The organism is Horticoccus luteus (genome assembly GCF_019464535.1).
Classification (GTDB): Bacteria; Verrucomicrobiota; Verrucomicrobiia; order Opitutales; family Opitutaceae; genus Horticoccus; species Horticoccus luteus.
On the sequence record NZ_CP080507.1, the window covers coordinates 3488297 to 3507882 of the forward strand.

A 19586-nucleotide genomic window follows, 5' to 3' on the forward strand; every position below is an offset into this window, starting at 1 on the left:
ATGTGGCCGCAGGGCGTGCGCCAGGCACCCTCGCGGCTGCGACGCTGGGCGGGGTGCCCTCACCCCGCGCTCAGCCTCCATTCGCCCCGCGCCTCACCCCTCACTCACTTCGCGACCGTCGCTTCTTTCGGCCAGCGGCCGTAGGCCGAAAACGGCACCGGCGTCTTATCGTAAACCTCCCGACGGCGAACGTATTCTTCGTAACGCGTCACCGTTTCCGGATGCTGGCGGCTCTGCACGACGAAATCCGCTTCCGGTGGATAACACGCCACCGTGACCTTCTCATCAAAACCCGGCGTGGCCAGATCGCCGAGCTCCTCCAATTCCGGCCACAGCCCCGCGTTGTTCGGCACCTCCGCCGACTGATAACGCAGATCGACGCTCCAGCGAATGTGGTCCGAGTAATTCGGCGTCGAACAATGCGGCGTGCGATTCGTCATGAACACCACTCCGCCCCGCGGACACGCCGCCGTCACCGCCCGACGCGGATCGGCGGGGAGATCTTGGTCCTCGATCACCAAAAAGCCCGCGTTGCCGCCCGTCCGGTGTTCTGCGACCCGGCCCTTGTGCGTGCGCGGCAGAATCTGCATGCAGCCATTTTCCACGGTCGCATCCACCAGCGGCACCCAGCAAGTGATGATCAAATGCTGGTCGCACGACGCCGCCAGGTAACCGCTGTCCTGATGCCACGGCACAATCCCCCGCCCCAGATTCGGCAACTTCGGCCGGATGCGATACACCGACGACGCGATGATTTCTTCCGTGTCCAGCAACGCGCTCACCGCCGCCAGCAACCGCGGATGCGCGATCACGTCGAACATCTCCGGCGCGTGAAATCCGCCGCCGCGCAACCCCTCCAGATGCCGCATGATCGCCTCGCCGTTCTCCTTTGAATCGCGATAGATCGCCGCGAGCCGGTGGTCGAAATCCAGCTCCGCATGCAACTTCGTCAATTTCCCGTCCGCCTGCAGCTCGCAGGCTTTGCGGTCGATGGCGACCGCCATTTCCCGCCGCAACGGCTCAAGGTCCGCCGGCGCGAAGACATTGGGCGCGATCAAGAAGCCTTCGTCGTGGAAGGATTTGACCTGGGCCGGCGTGAGGGGAAGGGGAATGCTCATCGGGCCAAAGTATCGCATGCCCGCCCGCGGCCGGCAATAGCCCGCAATCACCTTTGCTGGTGGATAAACACCTTCCACGATTTCGCCCCGGAGCACGTCCAGTATCCACTCGCCAACGTTCCGCGCCTTCCCACCATCCGCCGACCATGCCCACGACGTTTCCCGACGGTCGCCCCTCTGCTCAACTTCGCCTCGCTGCCCGCGATCAAGGCGTCATCTTCCGCCATGGCGAAGGTCCCGCGCAGTGCGACATGTTGGGCGCGCGCGAAGCCAATGTCTTTCTCGAGGACGGCGTGTATCATTTGTTTTACGACGGCGCCGGACCGCGCGGCTGGCTCGTGTGTCTCGCCACCAGCCGCGATCTGGTTCACTGGGAGCGCCACGGGCCCCTGCTCGACTTCGGCTCGCCCGGCTCGCCCGATTCCGCCACCGCCACGTCGCCGTGGGTCATCCACGACGGCACGCAGTGGCGCATGTTTTACGTCGCTTCGCCGAATGCCTCGCCGGCTCCCGATTACATCCCGTCCTTCCCCTACCTCACGCTCACCGCGACCGCCCCCCGGCTCGCCGGACCGTGGACGAAACACTACGACGTGCGCCCCTTCGTCCCGCAACCAGGCACATGGCACTCGCTCACCGCCAGCCCCGGTTTCGTGCTGCGCGAAGGCGGCGAGTATCTGCAGTATTTCAGCTCCACCACCGATTCACCCGCGGGCATCTACCAACGCACGCTCGGCCTCGCCCGCACACGCGACCTCGCCGGATCGTGGACGATCGATCCCGAACCGCTCTTCCCCGTTAACGAACAGGTGGAAAACACCTCCGTCTACTTCGAGCCCACGAATGGCCTGTGGTTCTTGTTCACCAACCACGTCGCCTCCGAACGCCGGGCCGACGGCACCATCGGCGAGTGGTGCGATGCCATTTGGGTTTACTGGTCGCGCGATCCCCGCCGTTGGGACCAGCACCAGAAGGCCATCGTCCTTGATCGGCACAATTGCACGTGGTCCCAACGCTCGATCGGCATGCCCTCCGTGCTCCCGATCGATGGCCGCCTCGCGCTCTTCTACGACGGCAACCACGGCGAAATCTCCACCAACATGCAGCGCGATGTCGGCCTCGCGTGGCTCGACCTCCCGCTCCGCCCACCGGCCTGAGCGCTCAGGCCCGCGCCGCCGCCGACCGCGCGTGGTGCCCCGTGCGAAACGACTTCCACGCCATCGCCGCCGCCACGAACAGCAACGCCGCCGCTTCGAAAAACGCGATGCCCGGCAGGTGCACCCACGTGTCCGCCGCGATGAAATAGCCGAAGCTCCACGTGGCGATCATCGGCGCGAAGATCGCCGCGAGGCTGTTCAAGCCCGCCAGCGATCCCTGCACCGCCCCCTGCTCATCGCCCGGCACTTCGCGCGTGATCAATGCCTGCGCCGCCGGCCCGGCGATTCCGCCAAACCCGCCCGCCACGATCAGCGCATAAATCATCCAGCCCTGTGTCGCCATGCCGTAGCCGATCATCACGAGGCCGGATAACACCAGGCCCACGAGCAACCCGCGGCGTTCTCCGAGCCAGCCCAAGATCGGTTTCACGAGCCGCCCCTGCACGATCATGCTCATCACGCCGACGAGTGCGAGCGACACCCCCACCTGCCCCGTCTGCCAGTGGTAACGATACGCCGTATAGAGCACCCAGATGCTCTGGAGCATCACCGAGCCGAACATGAACACGAACTGCATGCCCGCGAGATCGAGCACGCCCTTGAACTTTCGCAGCAGCAGCAGCGATCCCACCGGATTCGCCCGCCGCCACGAAAACGCCCGGCGCTTTTCCGGCGGCAACGACTCCGGCAGCACCGCAAGGCCATAGAGCCAGTTCAGCCCCACGCACCCCGCCGCGGCGAAAAACGGCAGCCGCAAATTGATCTGCCCTGCGAGCCCGCCGATCGCCGGCCCCAGCACGAAGCCCACGCCAAACGCCGCGCCCACCAACCCGAACGCCTGCGCCCGCTTTTCCGGCGGCGTCACATCCGCGATGTAGGCGTTGCACGCCGCCAGCGCCCCCGCCGTCACTCCCGACACCAGCCGCGCCGCAAACAACCAGCCCAAATTCGGCGCGAAGCCCATGATCAGATAATCCAGACCCGTGCCCGCCAACGCCACCAGGATGATTTTCCGTCGACCGAAACGATCCGACAGCGCGCCCAAAATCGGCGACGCCACGAACTGCATCACCGCGAAGATCGCCACCAGCCACCCATAGTCGTGCGACGCCTGCGCGACGTTGCCGTGCTCGAATTCCGTCACCAAGCCCGGCAGCACCGGCACCACGATGCCGAACCCCAGCACGAGCATCACCAACGTGACAAAAATAAACCCGACGGCCGGAGTGCGCGCGCGCGAATCGCTCATCCCGCCGAACCGTGGCCGGCGGCCCGCCAAACGCGAGCCCGCAGCAGCCCGGCGCCCTGTCCCGCGCTCGCCTACAACTGCGAGCGAAACAGGCCGCAGAACCAATCCGCGCCCTTCTCCCATACCGACCGGTTCTCGAACTCCTGCTGCGTCAACCGCCGCGAGTTCTTCAAGTCGTGGTTGAAGACCGCCACATTTTTCCGCGCCACATCCGCATCGATGATGTTCGCGCTCACCTCGTCGTTGATCGAAAACGACCGGTTGTCGAAGTTCACCGAACCGATCGTCACAAACACATCGTCCACGATCATCACCTTGCAGTGCAGCATCGCCGGTTCGAAGAGGTAAAACTCCACGCCGTGCGCCAGCAGCGGACCCCACCGCGAACGCGACGCCATCCGACCGAAGTGCGAATCGTTTTTCGCCGGCACGATCACCTGCACCTTCACGCCCCGGTCCCGCGCGAGCAGCAACATGCGCGTCGAAAGATCATCCGGCACGAAATACGCATGCTCGATGCGGATGGACTTTCGTGCGCCCGCGATCGCGAGCAGGTAGGACATCCGCGCGTTCTCCGGGTTTTCTTGCGGCCCGCTCTTCAGGCACTGCGCTTTCGCGCGACCCACGGCATACGTCTCCGGAAAGTAATCCGGCCCCAGCAACACTTCCGCCGTGGTCTGCAGCCAGTTCGTGGCGAACACCGCCTGCATCTCCCGCACCACCGGGCCTTCGATGCGCACCTGCGTCTCCCGCCAGTGGTCCGGGTCGTCGCCATTGCCGCTCCACGTGTCGCTGATGCACATGCCGCCCGTGAACCCCACCTTGCCATCCACGATGAGCAGCTTGCGATGCGTGCGGTGGTTGATGTCGGGCTTGATGTCATACCAATGCTCGCGCCCATACGTCAGCAACTTCACCCCGGCCTTCTTCAACCGGTCGCGGTCCTCGTTCTTGAATTTCAACGTCCCCATCCCGTCCACGATCACGTTGACCTTCACGCCCGCCGCCGCCCGTTCGTTCAGCGCCGCGATGAATTCATCGCTGATTTTGCCGGACTCCCAGATGTAGGTCTCCAGCGTGATCGTCTTCTTCGCCTCCCGCACCGCTTTCAACATCGCGGGGAAAAACTCCACGCCGTTCACGAGCATTTGCACGTCGTTGCCACGGCTGAACTCCGCGCCCAGCAGCGGCCCGACCGAGTCCGCGAACGCCACATCCGCCGGACCGGTCGGCAGCTCGATCGGATGTTCGACGATGCTGGCGGTCGTCAGCCAGAAATAGCCGGCGCCCAAAACCACCACCGCCACGATCCAGATCCACAATCGCGACCAGTCGCCTTTTTCATGCACCCGCTTGGGTTTCTGACGGCGGGGAGAGTGGCGATGAAACAGCGACATTGAAGGGAAGGTGCCACTCGACGGGTTGCCGCGGCGCGCAGTCTCGACCGACGCTTGGGCAACCAGTTCCGCAACCGCGGAGCCCGCGCCCAACTTTCCGGTCCATCGCTTCCTCCGCATGTCCGCGTCCCGCTCCCCTTCCTCCCGCCCGCCCCGCCGCGCGCCCCGCGTGTGGGCCATTGTCTTCGGCGCCCTCGCGCTCGGCACGATCGCCGCGCTGTTGTGGCGCACGCAACTCGACTGGCACGAGGTCGTCGCCTGGGTCGAGGCGCTCAACGCCCCGCTTCTCCTCGTTCTTTTCTGCCTGCTTCCGCTCACCGGTTTTTCCATCACCGTCTTTTATCTCGTGATCGGCGCGCGCTTCGGCCCGCTGGTCGGCGGCGCCTTCGTGGCCGGCGCCACCGCCGTCCACCTGCTCGGCTCGCACCTCATCGCGCGCAGCTTTTTACGCGGGCCACTCGAACGCTTCCTCGCGCGCCGCCATCGGCACCTGCCCCACATCCCGGAAGGCGAAAATGCCGGCATCGCCCTCATGGGCGCGCTCGTGCCCGGCCCGCCCTACTTTGTGCGCAATTACCTGCTCGCCCTCAGCGGCGTTCCGCTCCGCATCTACTTCTGGATTTGCCTGCCCGTTTACGTCGCGCGCTCTTACGTCGCCCTCTGCGTGGGCGATCTCGCCGATTCCCCCGATGCCCGCACCCTCGCGATCCTCGCCGGCGTTTATGTCGTCAAGCTCAGCGTGTGCGCCTACGTCCTCTGGCGCCTGCGCCGACGCTACCGCCTCACCCACCCCGCCACGCATCCCGCCGCCGTCACGTGAACAGCTCCCCTTGTTGCAACGCCTCGCGCTTCGCCGCGTCCAGCGTGCTCAACGCCAGCATCTGCATCATCGTCAACCGCCCCGTCTCGGGATCGCGCGCCAACGCCCGCAACAGCCACGCCCCCGCCAGCGCATCGTAAAGCGCCGCGTGATAGTGCCGCCGCTCCGCCGGACAATGCGCCGCCGCCAACGCGTCCAGCTCCGCCTGCCCCCCTGTCGCGCGCACCACATCCTCCAGCCGGCCCGATGCCGCCCGCGGAAAAAAATGCGCAAACAGCCGCGCCGAATCCAACCACGGCCCCCACTCGACGACGCTCTGCCCCGGGCGCGAAAAATCCGGCGACCTCCGCGGATACGGCCACACCGCCTTGAGCAACGCGTTTTCCGCGCCCGCGTAATGTGCCGCCAGCGGCCCCGCCTCCCGCAACCCCGCAAAATAATCCCACTCCGCGCTGAACGGCGCCGCTCCCGCCACGCGCGCCGCATCCAGCCCGTGCACCGCCGTGTCCTCCCGCCGCACGGCGCCGCGCGCCGCGCACAGCCGCGTCCGCGTCGCCGTGATTTCCCCCTGCTCCAGCGTCACCACGCCAAATTCCAGAATCCCCGAACCTACGCTCCCCTCGAAATCGAGGAAAAACACCCGTTGCTCCCGCCACGCGCTCACGCCCGCCCCGCCTCCGCCGTGCCCGCCGCCCCACGCCGCGCCGGCCCCCGCCGCCGCCGTGGTTCGTTTCGCTTGGTAGCCATGCTTCGTGAAAACAGGCGGCGCGCGCGGGCACAAGTTCGGACGCCGCTATCGGGCGCCCCGTTTCGTTTCCGCCCTTGCCAACACTTCGCCCCGCGCGTCACTTCTTCCCTCCGCATGGCTGGCGTAATCACTCCCCTCCTCGACCCTTCCCGCGTGCTGCTCGGTGTGCAAAGCACCAAGCGCACCGCCGCCCTGCACGAGGTCGCCGCCCTCCTCGAAGCCCATTCGGAGATGACCCATTTCCAAGGCTTCTACGACGAACTCCTCGCCCGCGAACGGCTCGATACCACCAGCCTCGGCAACGGCGTCGCCCTCCCTCACGCGCGCACCGACCACGTGAAAAAAATCGTGCTCGCCGTCGGCCGCAGCGACCAGGGCATCGTGTTTGAAAACAGCAACGAGACCATTCGCCTGCTGTTCATGCTCGGCACGCCGAAGGCCAATCCCGGCGCCTACCTTCAAGTGGTCGGCACTCTCTGCAAAATTTTGAAGGACCCCGCGAATCGCACCGCGCTGCTCACCGCCGCCACGCCCGCCGAGTTCATCGCCGCCCTCGCCGCCGCCGAAGCGAAACTCTTCGCCGCCTGACTCGCGGCGCCGCGCACCGGCCCGATTTTTTCCCGCGCCCATGCCCGTCATCAGCGCCGGAATTCTCCTGCACCGCCAGCGATCCGGAAGTTGTGAGGTTTTCCTCGTGCATCCCGGCGGCCCGTTCTGGGCGAAAAAAGACGCCGCCGCGTGGTCCATCCCCAAGGGCGAGTGCGCCGCCGGCGAAGACCCGCTCGTCGCTGCGCAACGCGAGTTCACCGAAGAAACCGGCTTTCGCGCCCCCGGCCCGTTTACTCCCCTCGGCGAAATCAAGCTCTCCAGCGGCAAACGCCTTCTCGCCTGGTCAGCGCCCGGCGACTGCGATCCGGCGCGGATCGTGAGCAACACGTTTCGTCTCGAATGGCCGCCCCGCACCGGACGTTTCGCGGAATTTCCCGAGATCGACCGCGCCGCATGGTTTCCCCTCCCCGTCGCCGCCGAAAAGCTTCACCGCTCCCAACTCCCGCTGCTCTCCGCCCTGGCTCTCTGAAGAACGTCGCCGACGCGCTGGACGTGTGCGTTCGCCCGCCTCTTTCGTCCCACACCAGGCTGCCGCTGCCCGCTTCCCGCGCCTTGCCTTCCGCGATTTATGACGCAGCCTCTGCGGTTCTCTTAACCTCACGCTCGTCCGCGACCGACACCTCGATCGCAACCGTGCGTGACCCCATCCTCACCATGCGTCTTGTCCCCCTGTTCCCGCCGGCCGCTCGCGCCGCGCTGCTCCTCCTCCCGCTCGCGTTCTCGGCGACTTTCGCCGCCGATACCGCCAGCACCGCCCCCATGCCCGCCACCAATCCCCTCCTCCAGCCCAGCACGCTGCCGCTGCAGTTTCCCCGCTTCGACCTGATCAAGGACGAACACTTCGCGCCCGCCTTCGAAGCCGGCATGGCCGAGGAATCGCGCGAAGTGGACGCCATCGCCAACGCCTCCGCCGCTCCCACTTTCGACAACACCATCGTCGCCCTCAACCGCTCCGGCCGCACGCTCGATCGCGTTGACCGCATCTTCTCGAATCTCGCCGGCGCCAACACCAACCCCGCCCTCCAGGCCATCGAGCGCGAGATGGCGCCCAAGCTCGCCGCGCATAACGACGCCATTCATCTCAACGCGAAACTCTTCGCCCGCGTTTCCGCCGTTTACAATCAGCGCGCCCAACTCGGCCTCGACCCCGAGTCCCTCCGCCTCGTCGAACGCACCTACAAGGACTTCGTCCGCGCCGGCGCCCAGCTCTCCGATGCCGACAAAGTTCATCTCAAGCAGATGAACGCCCAGCTCGCCGAGCTGCAGACCACTTTCAGCCAGAACGTCCTCAAAGAGAAAAACGCCTCCAGCGTCGCCGTCGCCTCGCGCGATGAACTCGCGGGCATGTCCGAAGCCGAAATCGCCGCCACCCAGGCCGCCGCGAAAGCCGATGGCCACGCCGGTGAGTTCGTCATCCGCCTGCAAAATACCACCGGCCAGCCGCCGCTCACCGATCTCGAGGACCGCCCGCTGCGCGAGAAAATCATGGCCGCGTCCCTCGCCCGCGGCAGCCACGGCGGCGATTACGACAACCGCGCCACCGTCGCGCGCATCGTTCTTCTCCGCGCCCAGCGCGCCAACCTCCTCGGCTATCCCACGCACGCCGCCTACCAGCTCGAAGACCAGACCGCGCACGACGTCGGCACCGTCAACAAACTCCTCGCCGATCTCGCCCCGCCCGCCGTCGCCAACGCCCGCCGCGAAGCCGCCGACATCCAGCAGATCATCGACCGCGACAAAGGCGGCTTCCAAGTCACCGCCGCCGACTGGGATTTCTACGCGGAAAAAGTCCGCGCCGCGCGCTACGCCTTCGACGAGTCGCAACTCAAACCCTACTTCGAACTCAACCGCGTGCTCACCGACGGCGTCTTCTACGCCGCCCACCGCCTCTACGGCCTCACCTTCAAAGAACGCAAGGACCTCCCCGTCTATCAACCCGACGTCCGTGTCTTCGAAGTCCACGACGCCGACGGCTCCCTCCTCGCGTTCTTCATCGGTGATTACTACGCCCGCCCCTCCAAGCGCGGCGGCGCGTGGATGAATGCCTACGTCGCGCAGTCCACCCTCCTCGGCACCCAAGCCGTCGTCGCGAATCACCTCAACATCCCGAAGCCCTCCGACGGCCAGCCCACGCTGCTCACGTTCGACGAGGTCACCACGATGTTCCACGAGTTCGGCCACGCACTGCACGGCATGTTCTCGCACGTAAAATATCCCCGCTTCTCCGGCACCCAGGTCCCGCGCGACTTCGTCGAATACCCGTCCCAAGTGAACGAGATGTGGGCCAAGTGGCCCGAAGTCCTCAAGCACTACGCCCGTCATTACCAGACCGGCGAGCCGATGCCGCCCGAGCTCCTCGAAAAACTGCTCGCCACGCAAAAATTCAACCAGGGCTACGCCACCACCGAATACCTCGCCGCATCGATCCTCGATCAGGCGTGGCACCAGATCACCCCCGCGCAGGCCCCCGCCGCCGACGGCGTGCTCGCGTTTGAAGCCACCGCGCTGAAGAAAGCCGGCGTCGACTTCGCACCCGTGCCCCCGCGCTACCGCACGACGTATTTCTCGCACGTGTTCGAGAACGGCTACTCCGCCGGTTACTACTCCTACATCTGGGCCGAAGTGCTCGATGCCGACAGCGTCGAATGGTTCAAACAACACGGCGGCCTCACCCGCGAAAATGGCGACCACTTCCGCGCGACGCTCCTCTCCCGCGGCGGCAGCGTGGATGCGATGAAACTCTTCCACGACTTCACCGGCCGCGATCCCTACGTGGAGCCGCTCCTGAAACGCCGCGGCCTCGAACCCGTGACGGCGACGAAAACCGAATAACTGGCGGCACACCTCCACCCGCTCTCTCTGGCCCGCTCCCCCGAGCGGGCCTTTTTATTGCAGATCGCCCGCCCTCCGTCCCTCTCCTCGCGAAACGCGCCCGCGTTTCGTTCCTCCTCCGTCGTCCGACGTCTGCCGTCCGCCGTCCGTTTGCCCTCCTGCCGCTGATCCCCCCATTTCAAAGGCCTGCCGCAGGTGAAGTATTCGCCCAAGAAATCCTCGTCGGCGAAATGATGAGGCACTCGTCGCTCCGCTTTCCTCTTCCCCTGATTCCTCGGGTGTAGCGGAAAGTGTCCGCGTTTCGTCCTCCGCTTCATCGTCACGCACGCATTCCTGCGGTGCGATCGGCGCCTTCCGTTATCCTGCCTTCCGGCGGCAGGGGTTTCGCTCCCGCCCGGCCCGCCTTCGTCACCGGCCCCACTGATAACCGATGCCCGCCAGGAACACGTCGGCGTCGCGATTGTAGGTCGTCACCACACGATCCCACGTCAGCCGCACCAACCACGGCCCCGTCACCCGCACGCCCATCGTCACCGACACGAGCGGTGAGATCGCCGCGGGATTCGCCGCCCCGCCCGCCCGCGGATGCTTGCGATCGATATACACATACGGGCCGAGGCCCACGCCGACATTCAACCGGTCCTGAAAAAAATGATTCACCACCCACCCTTGCAGGGTCAGCCCGCTGCGCCGCGTGATCTCCGGATCGCCTTCGTAAACGAAACCCGCCGTCGCATCGAAATGCGGACTCAACCCCCGCCGGTATTCCGCCGCCCACGCCCGTGCGGACGGGCTTAGAAACGTGTTCACCACGCTCTGCCCGCCGAAAATCGTCAACTCGTTCGGCGTCGCTTCCTCCGCCTTCTCCGCCGACACCCAGTCCGGCTTCGCCCCGCGCGGCCTGCGCCCCTCCCCGAGCCACACCCCCACGCCCACCGTCGCGGTCGTCAACGCCAGCCCGTGCGCCGGATCCACCCGATTCACCAGCACGCGATAAAACACCCGCGGCGAAAAATAGCCCGTGGCCGACACGCTGTAGATCGGCGCCACGCCGTGCTCATCCACGGACCCGCCCCCCGCGCCCCTTTGGGTGTCGTAATAATAGTCGGCGCCCGCGCCCGCCTCGAGCGCGATCCGTTCGTTAAACAACGGCCACCGCACCCAAAGCTGCGCCGCGTTGCCATCGCGATGATGGCCCGGCACGTGACCCTCGTTGATGTAGGCGATCGAAGCCGCCCAATGCCGCGCGAAATCCTGCCGGTAATCCACCTGCCACGTGCCGCCGAATGGCTTGCCCTCATCGCGCGTGCCCACGCCACCCAGGAACGACAACTCCTGCGCCCGCAAGCCGCCGCTGAAACAGAGCCAGCCGCAAAGCACCACGCCGCCCCACCCCCAACGTTTGAGCCGAGTATTCACGCCCGCGACGATAAACCCTTTCCGCCCCGCGTAACATAAGGTCTTCCCGGTCAAACGCCCCCGAAATTCCCCCCCGCCGCCGCCGATTCACGACTCCGCCCACTCGCCCTCATCTGGGAGCGCTCTCGGAATCTTACTTCGGCCCGACGACGTTTCGCCCGCGCCCGCCGTTTTACATAAGCCTGCCCTCTCAGCCCTCCGCCATTCCTCCGCGCTCGACTCCGCCCTTGCCCCGCTATCCGAGCGCCCACAAAAACCCCATCGGCCCGCTCCCTCCTCCGTGAACGGGGAATTCTTATTTTCACCCTCGCCGCTTCGCCGTGACCCCAACTCCTTCTGCAGGCCATTCAGCTCCTTCTTCCAACCCGACCTACGAGGAAGTCGCAGAGAAAATTCCCAGCGCCGTCCACGAGCAGGACATCGAAGACCTGTTCATCCAAAAGCTGCGCGACCTCAAATACACCGACCGTCCCGATATCCACGACCGCGCCTCACTCGAAGCCAACTTCCGCGAAAAGTTCGAGGCCCTCAACCGCGTCCGCCTCACCGACGCCGAGTTCGCCCGCCTGCTCGAAGAGATCGTCACGCCCGATGTCTTCACCGCCGCCAAGACTCTCCGCCAGATCAACGCCTTCACCCGCGACGACGGCACGCCGCTCAACTACACCTTGGTCAACATCAAGGACTGGTGCAAAAACACCTTCGAGGTCGTCAACCAGCTCCGCATCAACACCGACTACAGCCACCACCGCTACGACATCCTGCTCCTCATCAATGGCGTGCCCTGCGTGCAGATCGAGCTGAAGACCCTTGGCATCCATCCGCGCCGGGCCATGGAGCAGATCGTCGATTACAAGAACGACCCCGGCAACGGCTACACCAAGACGCTCCTGTGCTTCCTCCAGCTCTTCATCGTCAGCAACCGCGACAGCACCTACTACTTCGCCAACAACAACGCCCGCCATTTCTCCTTTAATCAGGACGAGCGTTTCCTGCCCATCTACCAGTTCGCCGACGAGGCCAACAAAAAGATCACCCACCTCGACGACTTCGCCGCCACCTTCCTGGTGAAATGCACCCTCGGCCACACCATCAGCCGCTACATGGTGCTCATCCAGAGCGAGCAGAAGCTGCTCATGATGCGTCCGTATCAGGTCTATGCGGTAAAGCACCTCGTCACCTGCATCCAGCAGGACAGCGGCAACGGCTTCATCTGGCACACCACGGGCAGCGGCAAGACCCTCACCTCCTTCAAGGCCGCCACCCTCCTCAAGGACAATCCCGACCTCGCCAAGTGCCTCTTCGTCGTGGATCGCAAGGACCTCGACCGGCAGACGCGCGAGGAGTTCAACCGCTTCCAGGAAGGCTGTGTTGAGGAAAACACCAACACCGCCGCCCTCGTGCGCCGCCTGCTTTCCGAGGACTACGCCGACAAGGTCATCGTCACCACCATCCAGAAGCTCGGCCTCGCCCTCGACGAGACCAGCAAGCGCAACCAGCAGCGGAAAAAGAACGACCAGCCCACCTACAAGGAGATGCTCGCCCCGCTGCGCGACCAGCGCATCGCCTTCATCTTCGACGAGTGCCACCGCTCCCAGTTCGGCGAGAACCACCGGGCCATCAAAGAATTCTTCCCCCGCGCCCAGCTCTTCGGCTTCACCGGCACGCCCATCTTCGAGGAAAACGCCGCCCAGCAGAAGATCGAGGACACCCAGGCCTCCATGAAGACCACGGAAGACCTCTTCCAGAAACGTCTCCACGCCTACACCATCACCCACGCCATCGAGGATGGAAACGTCCTCCGCTTCCACGTCGATTACTACACCCCGGGAACGCCGACGTCCCCGTCGGCAGGTTCGAGCTCGGAGCCGACGAGGACGTCGGCGCTCCCAGGCTCGGCGCTCCCAGCCCTCGCCAAACGCGCCGTCATCGAGGCCATCCTCCAAAAACACGACACCGCCACCGGCGGACGCCGCTTCAACGCCCTCCTCGCCACCTCCTCCATCAACGACGCCATCGAATACCACGCGTTGTTCGCCACCCTGCAGGCCGAGAAACAGAAGGCCGATCCCGATTATAAACCGCTCAATATCGCCTGCGTCTTCTCCCCGCCCGCCGAGGGCGATCCCGATGTGAAGCAGATCCAGGAAGATCTGCCGCAGGAGCAGGCCGACAACGAGGTCGAGCCCGACCAGAAAAAGGACGCCCTCAAGGCCATCCTCGCCGACTACAACACCCGCTACGGCACCAATCACCGCATCTCCGAGTTCGATCTCTACTATCAGGACGTCCAGAAGCGCATCAAAGACCAGCAGTGGCCCAACTCCGACTACCCCGCCGCGCAGAAAATCGACGTTACCATCGTGGTGGACATGCTGCTCACCGGCTTTGATTCCAAATACCTGAACACGCTCTACGTGGACAAGAACCTCAAGCACCACGGCTTGATCCAGGCCTTCTCCCGCACCAACCGCGTGCTCAACGCCACCAAGCCCTACGGCAACATCCTCGACTTCCGCCAGCAGCAGGACGCCGTCGATGCCGCCATCGCCCTCTTCTCCGGCGAAAAGACCGGCCAGCAGGCCCGCGAAATCTGGCTCGTGGACAAGGCCCCCGTGGTCATCGAGAAACTTGCCGCCGCCGTGCAAAAGCTCGACGCCTTCATGAAGTCGCAGGGCCTCGACTGCGCGCCCTCCTCCGTCGCCAACCTGAAGGGCGATGCCGCCAAGACAGTTTTTATTGAGCGTTTCAAGGAAGTCCAGCGGCTCAAAACCCAGCTCGATCAATACACCGACCTGACCGAAGAAAACAAAGCCGCCATCGAGCAGGTGCTGCCGGATGAAAGTCTGCGCGGTTTTAAAGGCCAGTATCTGGAAACCGCCAAGAAACTCAAAGAGCAGCAGGGCAAAACCACGGGCGGCAAAGCAGACGCCGACGATCCCGTGGCCCAGATCGACTTCGAGTTCGTGCTCTTCGCCTCCGCCGTCATTGATTACGACTACATCATGGGCCTCATCGCCAGGTTTGCCGGTCAGACGACTGGCAAAGTTAAGATGAGCCGCGACGAACTCGTCGCCCTCATACGCGGCCAGTCCAACCTCATGGATCAAAGCGACGACATCGTCGCTTACATCGACTCGCTCAAAGAGGTCAAAGGCCTCGGCGAAGACGCCATCCGCGACGGCTACACCCGCTTCAAAGCCGAGAAAGACGCCGCCGAACTCGCCGCCATCGCGCAAAAACACGCCCTCGCCCCCGCCGCCCTGCAAACCTTCGTGGACGGCATCCTCACCCGCATGATCTTCGACGGCGAGCACCTGAGCGATCTCATGGCTCCGCTCGACCTCGGCTGGAAAGCCCGCACCCAGGCCGAACTCGCCCTCATGGCCGACCTGCTCCCCCTCCTCACCAAACGCGCCGGTGGCCGCGACATCTCAGGACTCAGCGCGTATGAGCAGTAAGACGAAAACCGCCGCCACACAGAAAGTCGCAACGCCCACGCTGGTTCCGCAGCTGCGGTTTCCCGGATTCAAAGATCCGTGGGTGTATGAGCCGCTGTCGAAGGTTCTAAAGGAACATAAACTCAAGAACACCGCAGGCCGGGATGTTTTCTCGGTCTCGATGGAATTCGGCATCGTCAACCAAATCGAACTCTTGGGCCGCAGTTTCGCAGCAGCTGATACTTCGCACTACACTATCGGGCGGCGCTTTGATGTGGTTTACACAAAAAGCCCGTTGAAGGCCTTTCCCTTTGGCATCGTCAAGCAATGCAAGTTCGACGGGGAGGTCGCCCTCTCTCCTCTTTACGGTGTGTTCACGCCGCCCAACCCGCACCTGGGTTTGATGATCGAGGCCTATTTTGAATCACCAAATCGGTCGAAGGACTTCCTTTCGCCGCTTTGCCAAAAGGGTGCGAAGAATACACTTCAGATCACAAACACGACCTTCCTGTCTGGCCGTCTCCCGCTTCCTACGCATCCCGCCGAACAACAAAAAATCGCCGAGTGCCTGAGTTCGGTGGACGAGCTGATCGCCGCGCAAGCGCGGAAACTGGACGCGCTCAAGACCCATAAAAAAGGGCTAATGCAGCAGCTTTTCCCCCGCGAAGGCGAAACCCAACCCCGCCTCCGTTTCCCCGAATTCCAAAACGCTGGGGAGTGGGAGACGCAACCATTTGAGCAGTTTGTAACGAAGTCCTTCTACGGCACGTCCAGTTCAACTTCACCGGCAGGAAGGTATCCGGTCCTCCGCATGGGAAACATGGTGGACGGCGGCTTGGATTTCACAAACTTGGTCTATCTCGATTTGGATGCCGAATCATTTGAATCGTTCCGATTAGAGAACGGAGATATTCTTCTCAATAGAACCAATAGTCCTGCGCTGGTCGGAAAGATTTCGCTCTTCCAGCTCAAGTCGGAGTGCATGACTGCCTCCTACATCGTCTCGTATCGCCTGAACAAAAAGCGAATCGACCCTTCGTTTTGCAACTCGATGCTGAACACGCCGCTGTATCAGTCGCGGATAAGGTCGTTCGCAAAGCCAAGCGTCAGCCAAGCGAACATCAACCCGACGACTTTCAAAAAGGACTTGATGGTTTCGGTCCCATCGCTCCCCGAACAACAACGCATCGCTGACTGCCTGACCCGCCTCGACGACCTCATCGCCGCGCAAACCCAAACGCTCGAAGCCCTCAAGACCCACAAGCAAGGCCTGATGCAGCAGCTGTTCCCTGCGGGGGCAGGAAGTGGGAATTGAGAAGTGAGAATTGGGAATTGGGGATTTAGAAAAACACAACGCCCCGCCCTCCGTTTTCTCACTTCTCACTTCAAAATTCTCACTTCTATAAAATGTTAATTTTATACACCACCGAAGACGGCAAAAGCCGCATCCAGCTCCGCGCCAAAGACCAAACCGTCTGGCTGAGCCAGCGGGAGATGGCCCAACTCTTTGACGTCAGCACCGACAATATCGGCCTGCACCTCAAGAACATCTACGAGGACGGCGAACTCGTCCGCGAGGCAACTACCGAGGAATCCTCGGTAGTTCAAATCGAGGGTGGTCGCGAGGTGCAGCGCCCGGTCGCGCTCTACAATCTCGATGCCATCCTCGCCGTCGGCTATCGCGTCCGTTCCCCGCGCGGTGTCCAGTTCCGCCGCTGGGCCTCCACCATCCTGAAGGAATACCTGACCAAGGGCTTCGCCATGGACGACGAGCGGCTCAAAAATCCCGACGGCCGCCCGGACCACTTCGACGAGATGCTCGCGCGCATCCGCGACATCCGCGCCTCGGAAAAGCGGTTTTACCAAAAAGTCCGCGATCTCTTCACCCTCTGCACCGACTACGACAAGACCGACCGCACCACCCAGCAGTTTTTCGCCACCGTCCAAAACGTCCTGCTCTACGCCGTCACCCGGCAAACTGCGGCGGAGCTCATCACCGCACGGGCGAATCCCGCCGATCCCCATTTCGGCCTGCTCGCCTGGAAGGGCGACCAAGTGCGTAAGGCGGACATCGTCGTGGCCAAGAACTACCTGACCGAGGACGAAATCGACACCCTGAACCGCCTCGTCGTCATCTTCCTGGAAACCGCCGAACTGCGGGCCAAGAACAAGCAGGAGACGCGCATGAGTTTCTGGAAACAGAACGTGGACCAGATCATCACCTCCAACGGTTTTCCGCTTCTCACCCACACGGGGTCCATCAGCCACGAGCAGATGGAAGCGCACACCGGCGAGCTTTACCTCAGGTTCGATCAAGACCGCAAAAAGCAGGAGGCCATCGAAGCCGACCAGCAAGACGAGGCCGAACTCAAAGCGCTGGAAACCAAGATTAAACGCCGGGAAAAGAAGTGAGAATTGGGAATTTAGAAAAAGAGCCACCTCCAACCCTCCGTTTTTCTCACTTGAAACTTCCCTTCGGAGCACTTTCGCATAAAAATGCTTTTATGCGAACCACCCTTGATCTGCCCGATCCGCTTTTTCGTGAACTCAAGGCCCGGTCCGCCCTGCGCGGTGTGCTGCTCAAGGACTTCGTCGCCGAAATCCTCCAGACCGGCCTCGCCCAGACCGCCGCCGCCCAAGCCGAAGCCCGCCCCCGCAGCCCCTTGCCCGTAATCCGCAAGGCCACGGGCGTCGCCCACCCCGCCCTTTCCAACCGCGAAATCGACGCCCTGCTCGTCGCCGAGGATGCCCATGGCGGCAATTGACGTTCCCGACCTCAACCTCTGGCTCGCTCTCATCGACCCGGACCACGCGCACCACGTCCGCGCCCGCCGCTACTGGGAACACGAAGCCGCCGCCGAAATCGCCTTTTGCCGCGTGACCATGCTCGGCCTGCTCCGCCTGCTCACCAACTCGCGGGTGATGCACGGAGCGCCTTTCACCCCCGTCGAGGCGTGGGATGCTTACCAAGCCTTCACCGTCCTGCCCGAGGTCTGTTTCGCCGAAGATTCCCTCGCCGCCGAAAAACGCTTCGAACTTTGGAGCCGCATCCCGGATTTTCCCGCCCACCGTTGGACGGACGCTTGGATCGCCGCGCTCGCCTCGTCTGCCGGTGCCCGCGTCGTCTCCTTCGACTCGGATTTCACCACCTTCCCCGATCTCGATCTGCTCCATCTGCGCCCATGACCGACACCAACCAAAAGAAGCTGGGCTCCACCCTCTGGGGCATCGCCGACCAACTGCGCGGGGCGATGGATGCGGACGACTTCCGCGACTACATGCTGTCCTTCCTCTTCCTGCGCTATCTCTCGGATAATTACGAGACGGCGGCCAAGAAGGAACTCGGCAAAGACTATCCCGCGCTGCCGGCCGACGACCGCCGCGTGCCGCTGGCCCTGTGGTATGCCAACAACCCGGACGACATCCCCGCCTTCGAGAAGCAGATGCGCCGCAAGGTTCACTACGTCATCCAGCCCGCGCATCTCTGGAACAGCATCGCCGGCATGGCCCGTACCCAAAACCCGGAGCTGCTCAACACGCTCCAAGCGGGCTTCAAATACATCCAGGACGAATCCTTCGAGAGCACCTTTGAAGGCCTCTTTTCCGAGATCGATCTCGCTTCGCCCAAACTCGGCAAGGTCTATGCCGACCGAAACGCCAAGCTCTGCACCATCATCCAGAAAATCGCCGAGGGCCTGAACGAGTTCTCCACCGACATCGACGCGCTGGGCGATGCCTACGAATACCTGATCGGCCAGTTCGCCGCCGGGTCCGGCAAGAAGGCGGGCGAATTCTACACCCCGCAGCAGATTTCCGACATCCTCTCCACCATCGTCACGCTCGACAGCCAATCTCCCGACCAAGGCCCCAAGAAGCGCCTCGAAAGCGTGCTCGATTTCGCCTGCGGCTCCGGCTCCCTGCTGCTCAACGTCCGCAAGCGCATGGGCCCGCAAGGCATCGGCAAGATCTACGGTCAGGAAAAGAACATCACCACCTACAACCTCGCCCGCATGAACATGCTGCTGCACGGGGTGAAGGATACGGAGTTCGAAATCTACCACGGCGACACCCTCACCAACGAGTGGGACATCCTCCGCGAGCTGAACCCTGCGAAAAAACCCAGCTTCGACGCCATCGTCGCCAATCCGCCCTTCAGCTACCGCTGGGAGCCAACCGACGCCCTGGGTGACGACGTTCGGTTCAAGAACCACGGCCTCGCCCCCAAGTCCGCCGCCGACTTCGCCTTCCTCCTCCACGGCTTCCACTACCTCAAAGACGAAGGCGTGATGGCCATCATCCTGCCCCACGGCGTGCTCTTCCGTGGCGGTGCCGAAGAACGCATCCGCACCAAGCTGCTCAAAGACGGCCACATCGACACCGTCATCGGCCTGCCCGCGAACCTCTTTTATTCCACGGGCATCCCGGTCTGCATCCTCGTCCTCAAAAAGTGCAAGAAGCCCGACGACGTGCTCTTCATCAACGCCGCCGAGCACTTCGTAAAAGGCAAACGCCAGAACCAACTCACGCCGGAGCACATCGCCAAGATCATCGAGACCTACAAGTTTCGGAAAGAAGAGCCCCGCTATTCCCGCCGGGTGGAGATGGCCGAGATCGAGAAGAACGAGTTCAACCTAAACATCTCCCGCTACATCAGCACGGCGACCGCCGACGAGGAAATCGACCTCGCAACGGTCCACAGCGAACTGCTCGGCTTGGACACGAAAATCCGAGCCGCGACCGAAAAACACAACGACTACCTCAAGGAGCTCGGCCTGCCGACCCTGCCGTAAGCCAGCT

General features: G+C 63.5%; 16 protein-coding genes. 11 read left to right on the forward strand and 5 right to left on the reverse strand.

Going from position 1 to position 19586, the window contains the following annotated elements; translation table 11 throughout:
* Positions 1–104: 104 nt before the first annotated feature.
* Positions 105–1118 (reverse strand): phytanoyl-CoA dioxygenase family protein, encoded by a 1014-nt coding sequence (locus K0B96_RS14180; protein ID WP_220161537.1) that lies wholly within the window; start codon positions 1116–1118, stop codon positions 105–107.
* Between the two features lie 146 nt (positions 1119–1264).
* On the opposite strand from K0B96_RS14180, the gene K0B96_RS14185 reads away from it, so the two are divergent.
* Positions 1265–2275 (forward strand): glycoside hydrolase family protein, encoded by a 1011-nt coding sequence (locus tag K0B96_RS14185; protein ID WP_220161538.1) that lies wholly within the window; start codon positions 1265–1267, stop codon positions 2273–2275.
* Between the two features lie 4 nt (positions 2276–2279).
* On the opposite strand, the gene K0B96_RS14190 is transcribed toward K0B96_RS14185, so the two are convergent.
* Complete coding sequence (locus K0B96_RS14190) at positions 2280–3524, reverse strand: TCR/Tet family MFS transporter (RefSeq protein WP_220161539.1); 1245 nt, start codon at positions 3522–3524, stop codon at positions 2280–2282.
* A gap of 71 nt (positions 3525–3595) precedes the next feature.
* The gene (locus K0B96_RS14195; protein WP_220161540.1) at positions 3596–4921 is read right to left on the reverse strand and encodes a phospholipase D-like domain-containing protein; all 1326 of its coding nucleotides are present in this window, start codon (positions 4919–4921) and stop codon (positions 3596–3598) included.
* A gap of 118 nt (positions 4922–5039) precedes the next feature.
* Here K0B96_RS14195 and K0B96_RS14200 point away from each other — a divergent pair, with 118 nt between their 5' ends.
* On the forward strand, positions 5040–5741 hold the full coding sequence (locus K0B96_RS14200; protein ID WP_220161541.1) for a VTT domain-containing protein: 702 nt from the start codon (positions 5040–5042) through the stop codon (positions 5739–5741).
* On the opposite strand, the gene K0B96_RS14205 is transcribed toward K0B96_RS14200, so the two are convergent.
* A complete protein-coding gene (locus tag K0B96_RS14205; protein WP_255558702.1) occupies positions 5734–6522 on the reverse strand; it encodes a 3'-5' exonuclease in 789 nt (262 codons plus the stop codon). The genes K0B96_RS14200 and K0B96_RS14205 overlap by 8 nt on opposite strands.
* An 81-nt stretch (positions 6523–6603) precedes the next feature.
* Between K0B96_RS14205 and K0B96_RS14210 the strand changes: the two genes are divergently transcribed.
* From K0B96_RS14210 to K0B96_RS14220, 3 genes are all read left to right on the forward strand, one after another.
* Positions 6604–7077, forward strand: a complete 474-nt coding sequence (locus K0B96_RS14210) for a PTS sugar transporter subunit IIA (RefSeq protein WP_220161542.1) — start codon at positions 6604–6606, stop codon at positions 7075–7077.
* A 40-nt stretch (positions 7078–7117) separates the two neighbouring features.
* Positions 7118–7567 carry an NUDIX hydrolase gene (locus K0B96_RS14215; protein ID WP_220161543.1) on the forward strand — a complete coding sequence of 150 codons (450 nt, stop codon included), beginning with the start codon at positions 7118–7120 and terminating at the stop codon, positions 7565–7567.
* 185 nt (positions 7568–7752) lie between these two features.
* Positions 7753–9930: a M3 family metallopeptidase gene (locus K0B96_RS14220; protein ID WP_220161544.1), complete on the forward strand. Its 2178-nt coding sequence runs from the start codon at positions 7753–7755 to the stop codon at positions 9928–9930.
* A gap of 408 nt (positions 9931–10338) precedes the next feature.
* Here the strand turns inward: K0B96_RS14220 and K0B96_RS14225 are convergent, their stop codons facing one another.
* Positions 10339–11349, reverse strand: coding sequence for a hypothetical protein (locus tag K0B96_RS14225; RefSeq protein ID WP_220161545.1), 1011 nt, complete (start codon positions 11347–11349; stop codon positions 10339–10341).
* Positions 11350–11741: 392 nt separating this feature from the next.
* Between K0B96_RS14225 and K0B96_RS14230 the strand changes: the two genes are divergently transcribed.
* The 6 genes from K0B96_RS14230 (at position 11742) to K0B96_RS14255 (ending at position 19579) form a co-directional block, all read left to right on the forward strand.
* Entirely contained in the window at positions 11742–14810 is a 3069-nt protein-coding gene (locus K0B96_RS14230) for a type I restriction endonuclease subunit R (RefSeq protein ID WP_345779934.1), read from the forward strand.
* Complete coding sequence (locus K0B96_RS14235; protein ID WP_220161547.1) at positions 14800–16104, forward strand: restriction endonuclease subunit S; 1305 nt, start codon at positions 14800–14802, stop codon at positions 16102–16104. Before K0B96_RS14230 ends, K0B96_RS14235 begins: the two co-directional genes overlap by 11 nt.
* 92 nt (positions 16105–16196) lie before the next feature.
* Positions 16197–17201 (forward strand): virulence RhuM family protein, encoded by a 1005-nt coding sequence (locus tag K0B96_RS14240; protein ID WP_220161548.1) that lies wholly within the window; start codon positions 16197–16199, stop codon positions 17199–17201.
* Positions 17202–17293: 92 nt separating this feature from the next.
* Positions 17294–17554, forward strand: a complete 261-nt coding sequence (locus K0B96_RS14245) for a hypothetical protein (protein ID WP_220161549.1) — start codon at positions 17294–17296, stop codon at positions 17552–17554.
* Positions 17541–17975, forward strand: a complete 435-nt coding sequence (locus K0B96_RS14250; protein ID WP_220161550.1) for a TA system VapC family ribonuclease toxin — start codon at positions 17541–17543, stop codon at positions 17973–17975. The genes K0B96_RS14245 and K0B96_RS14250 overlap by 14 nt, the downstream gene beginning before the upstream one ends.
* Positions 17972–19579, forward strand: coding sequence for a type I restriction-modification system subunit M (locus K0B96_RS14255; RefSeq protein ID WP_220161551.1), 1608 nt, complete (start codon positions 17972–17974; stop codon positions 19577–19579). Before K0B96_RS14250 ends, K0B96_RS14255 begins: the two co-directional genes overlap by 4 nt.
* Positions 19580–19586 lie beyond the last annotated feature (7 nt).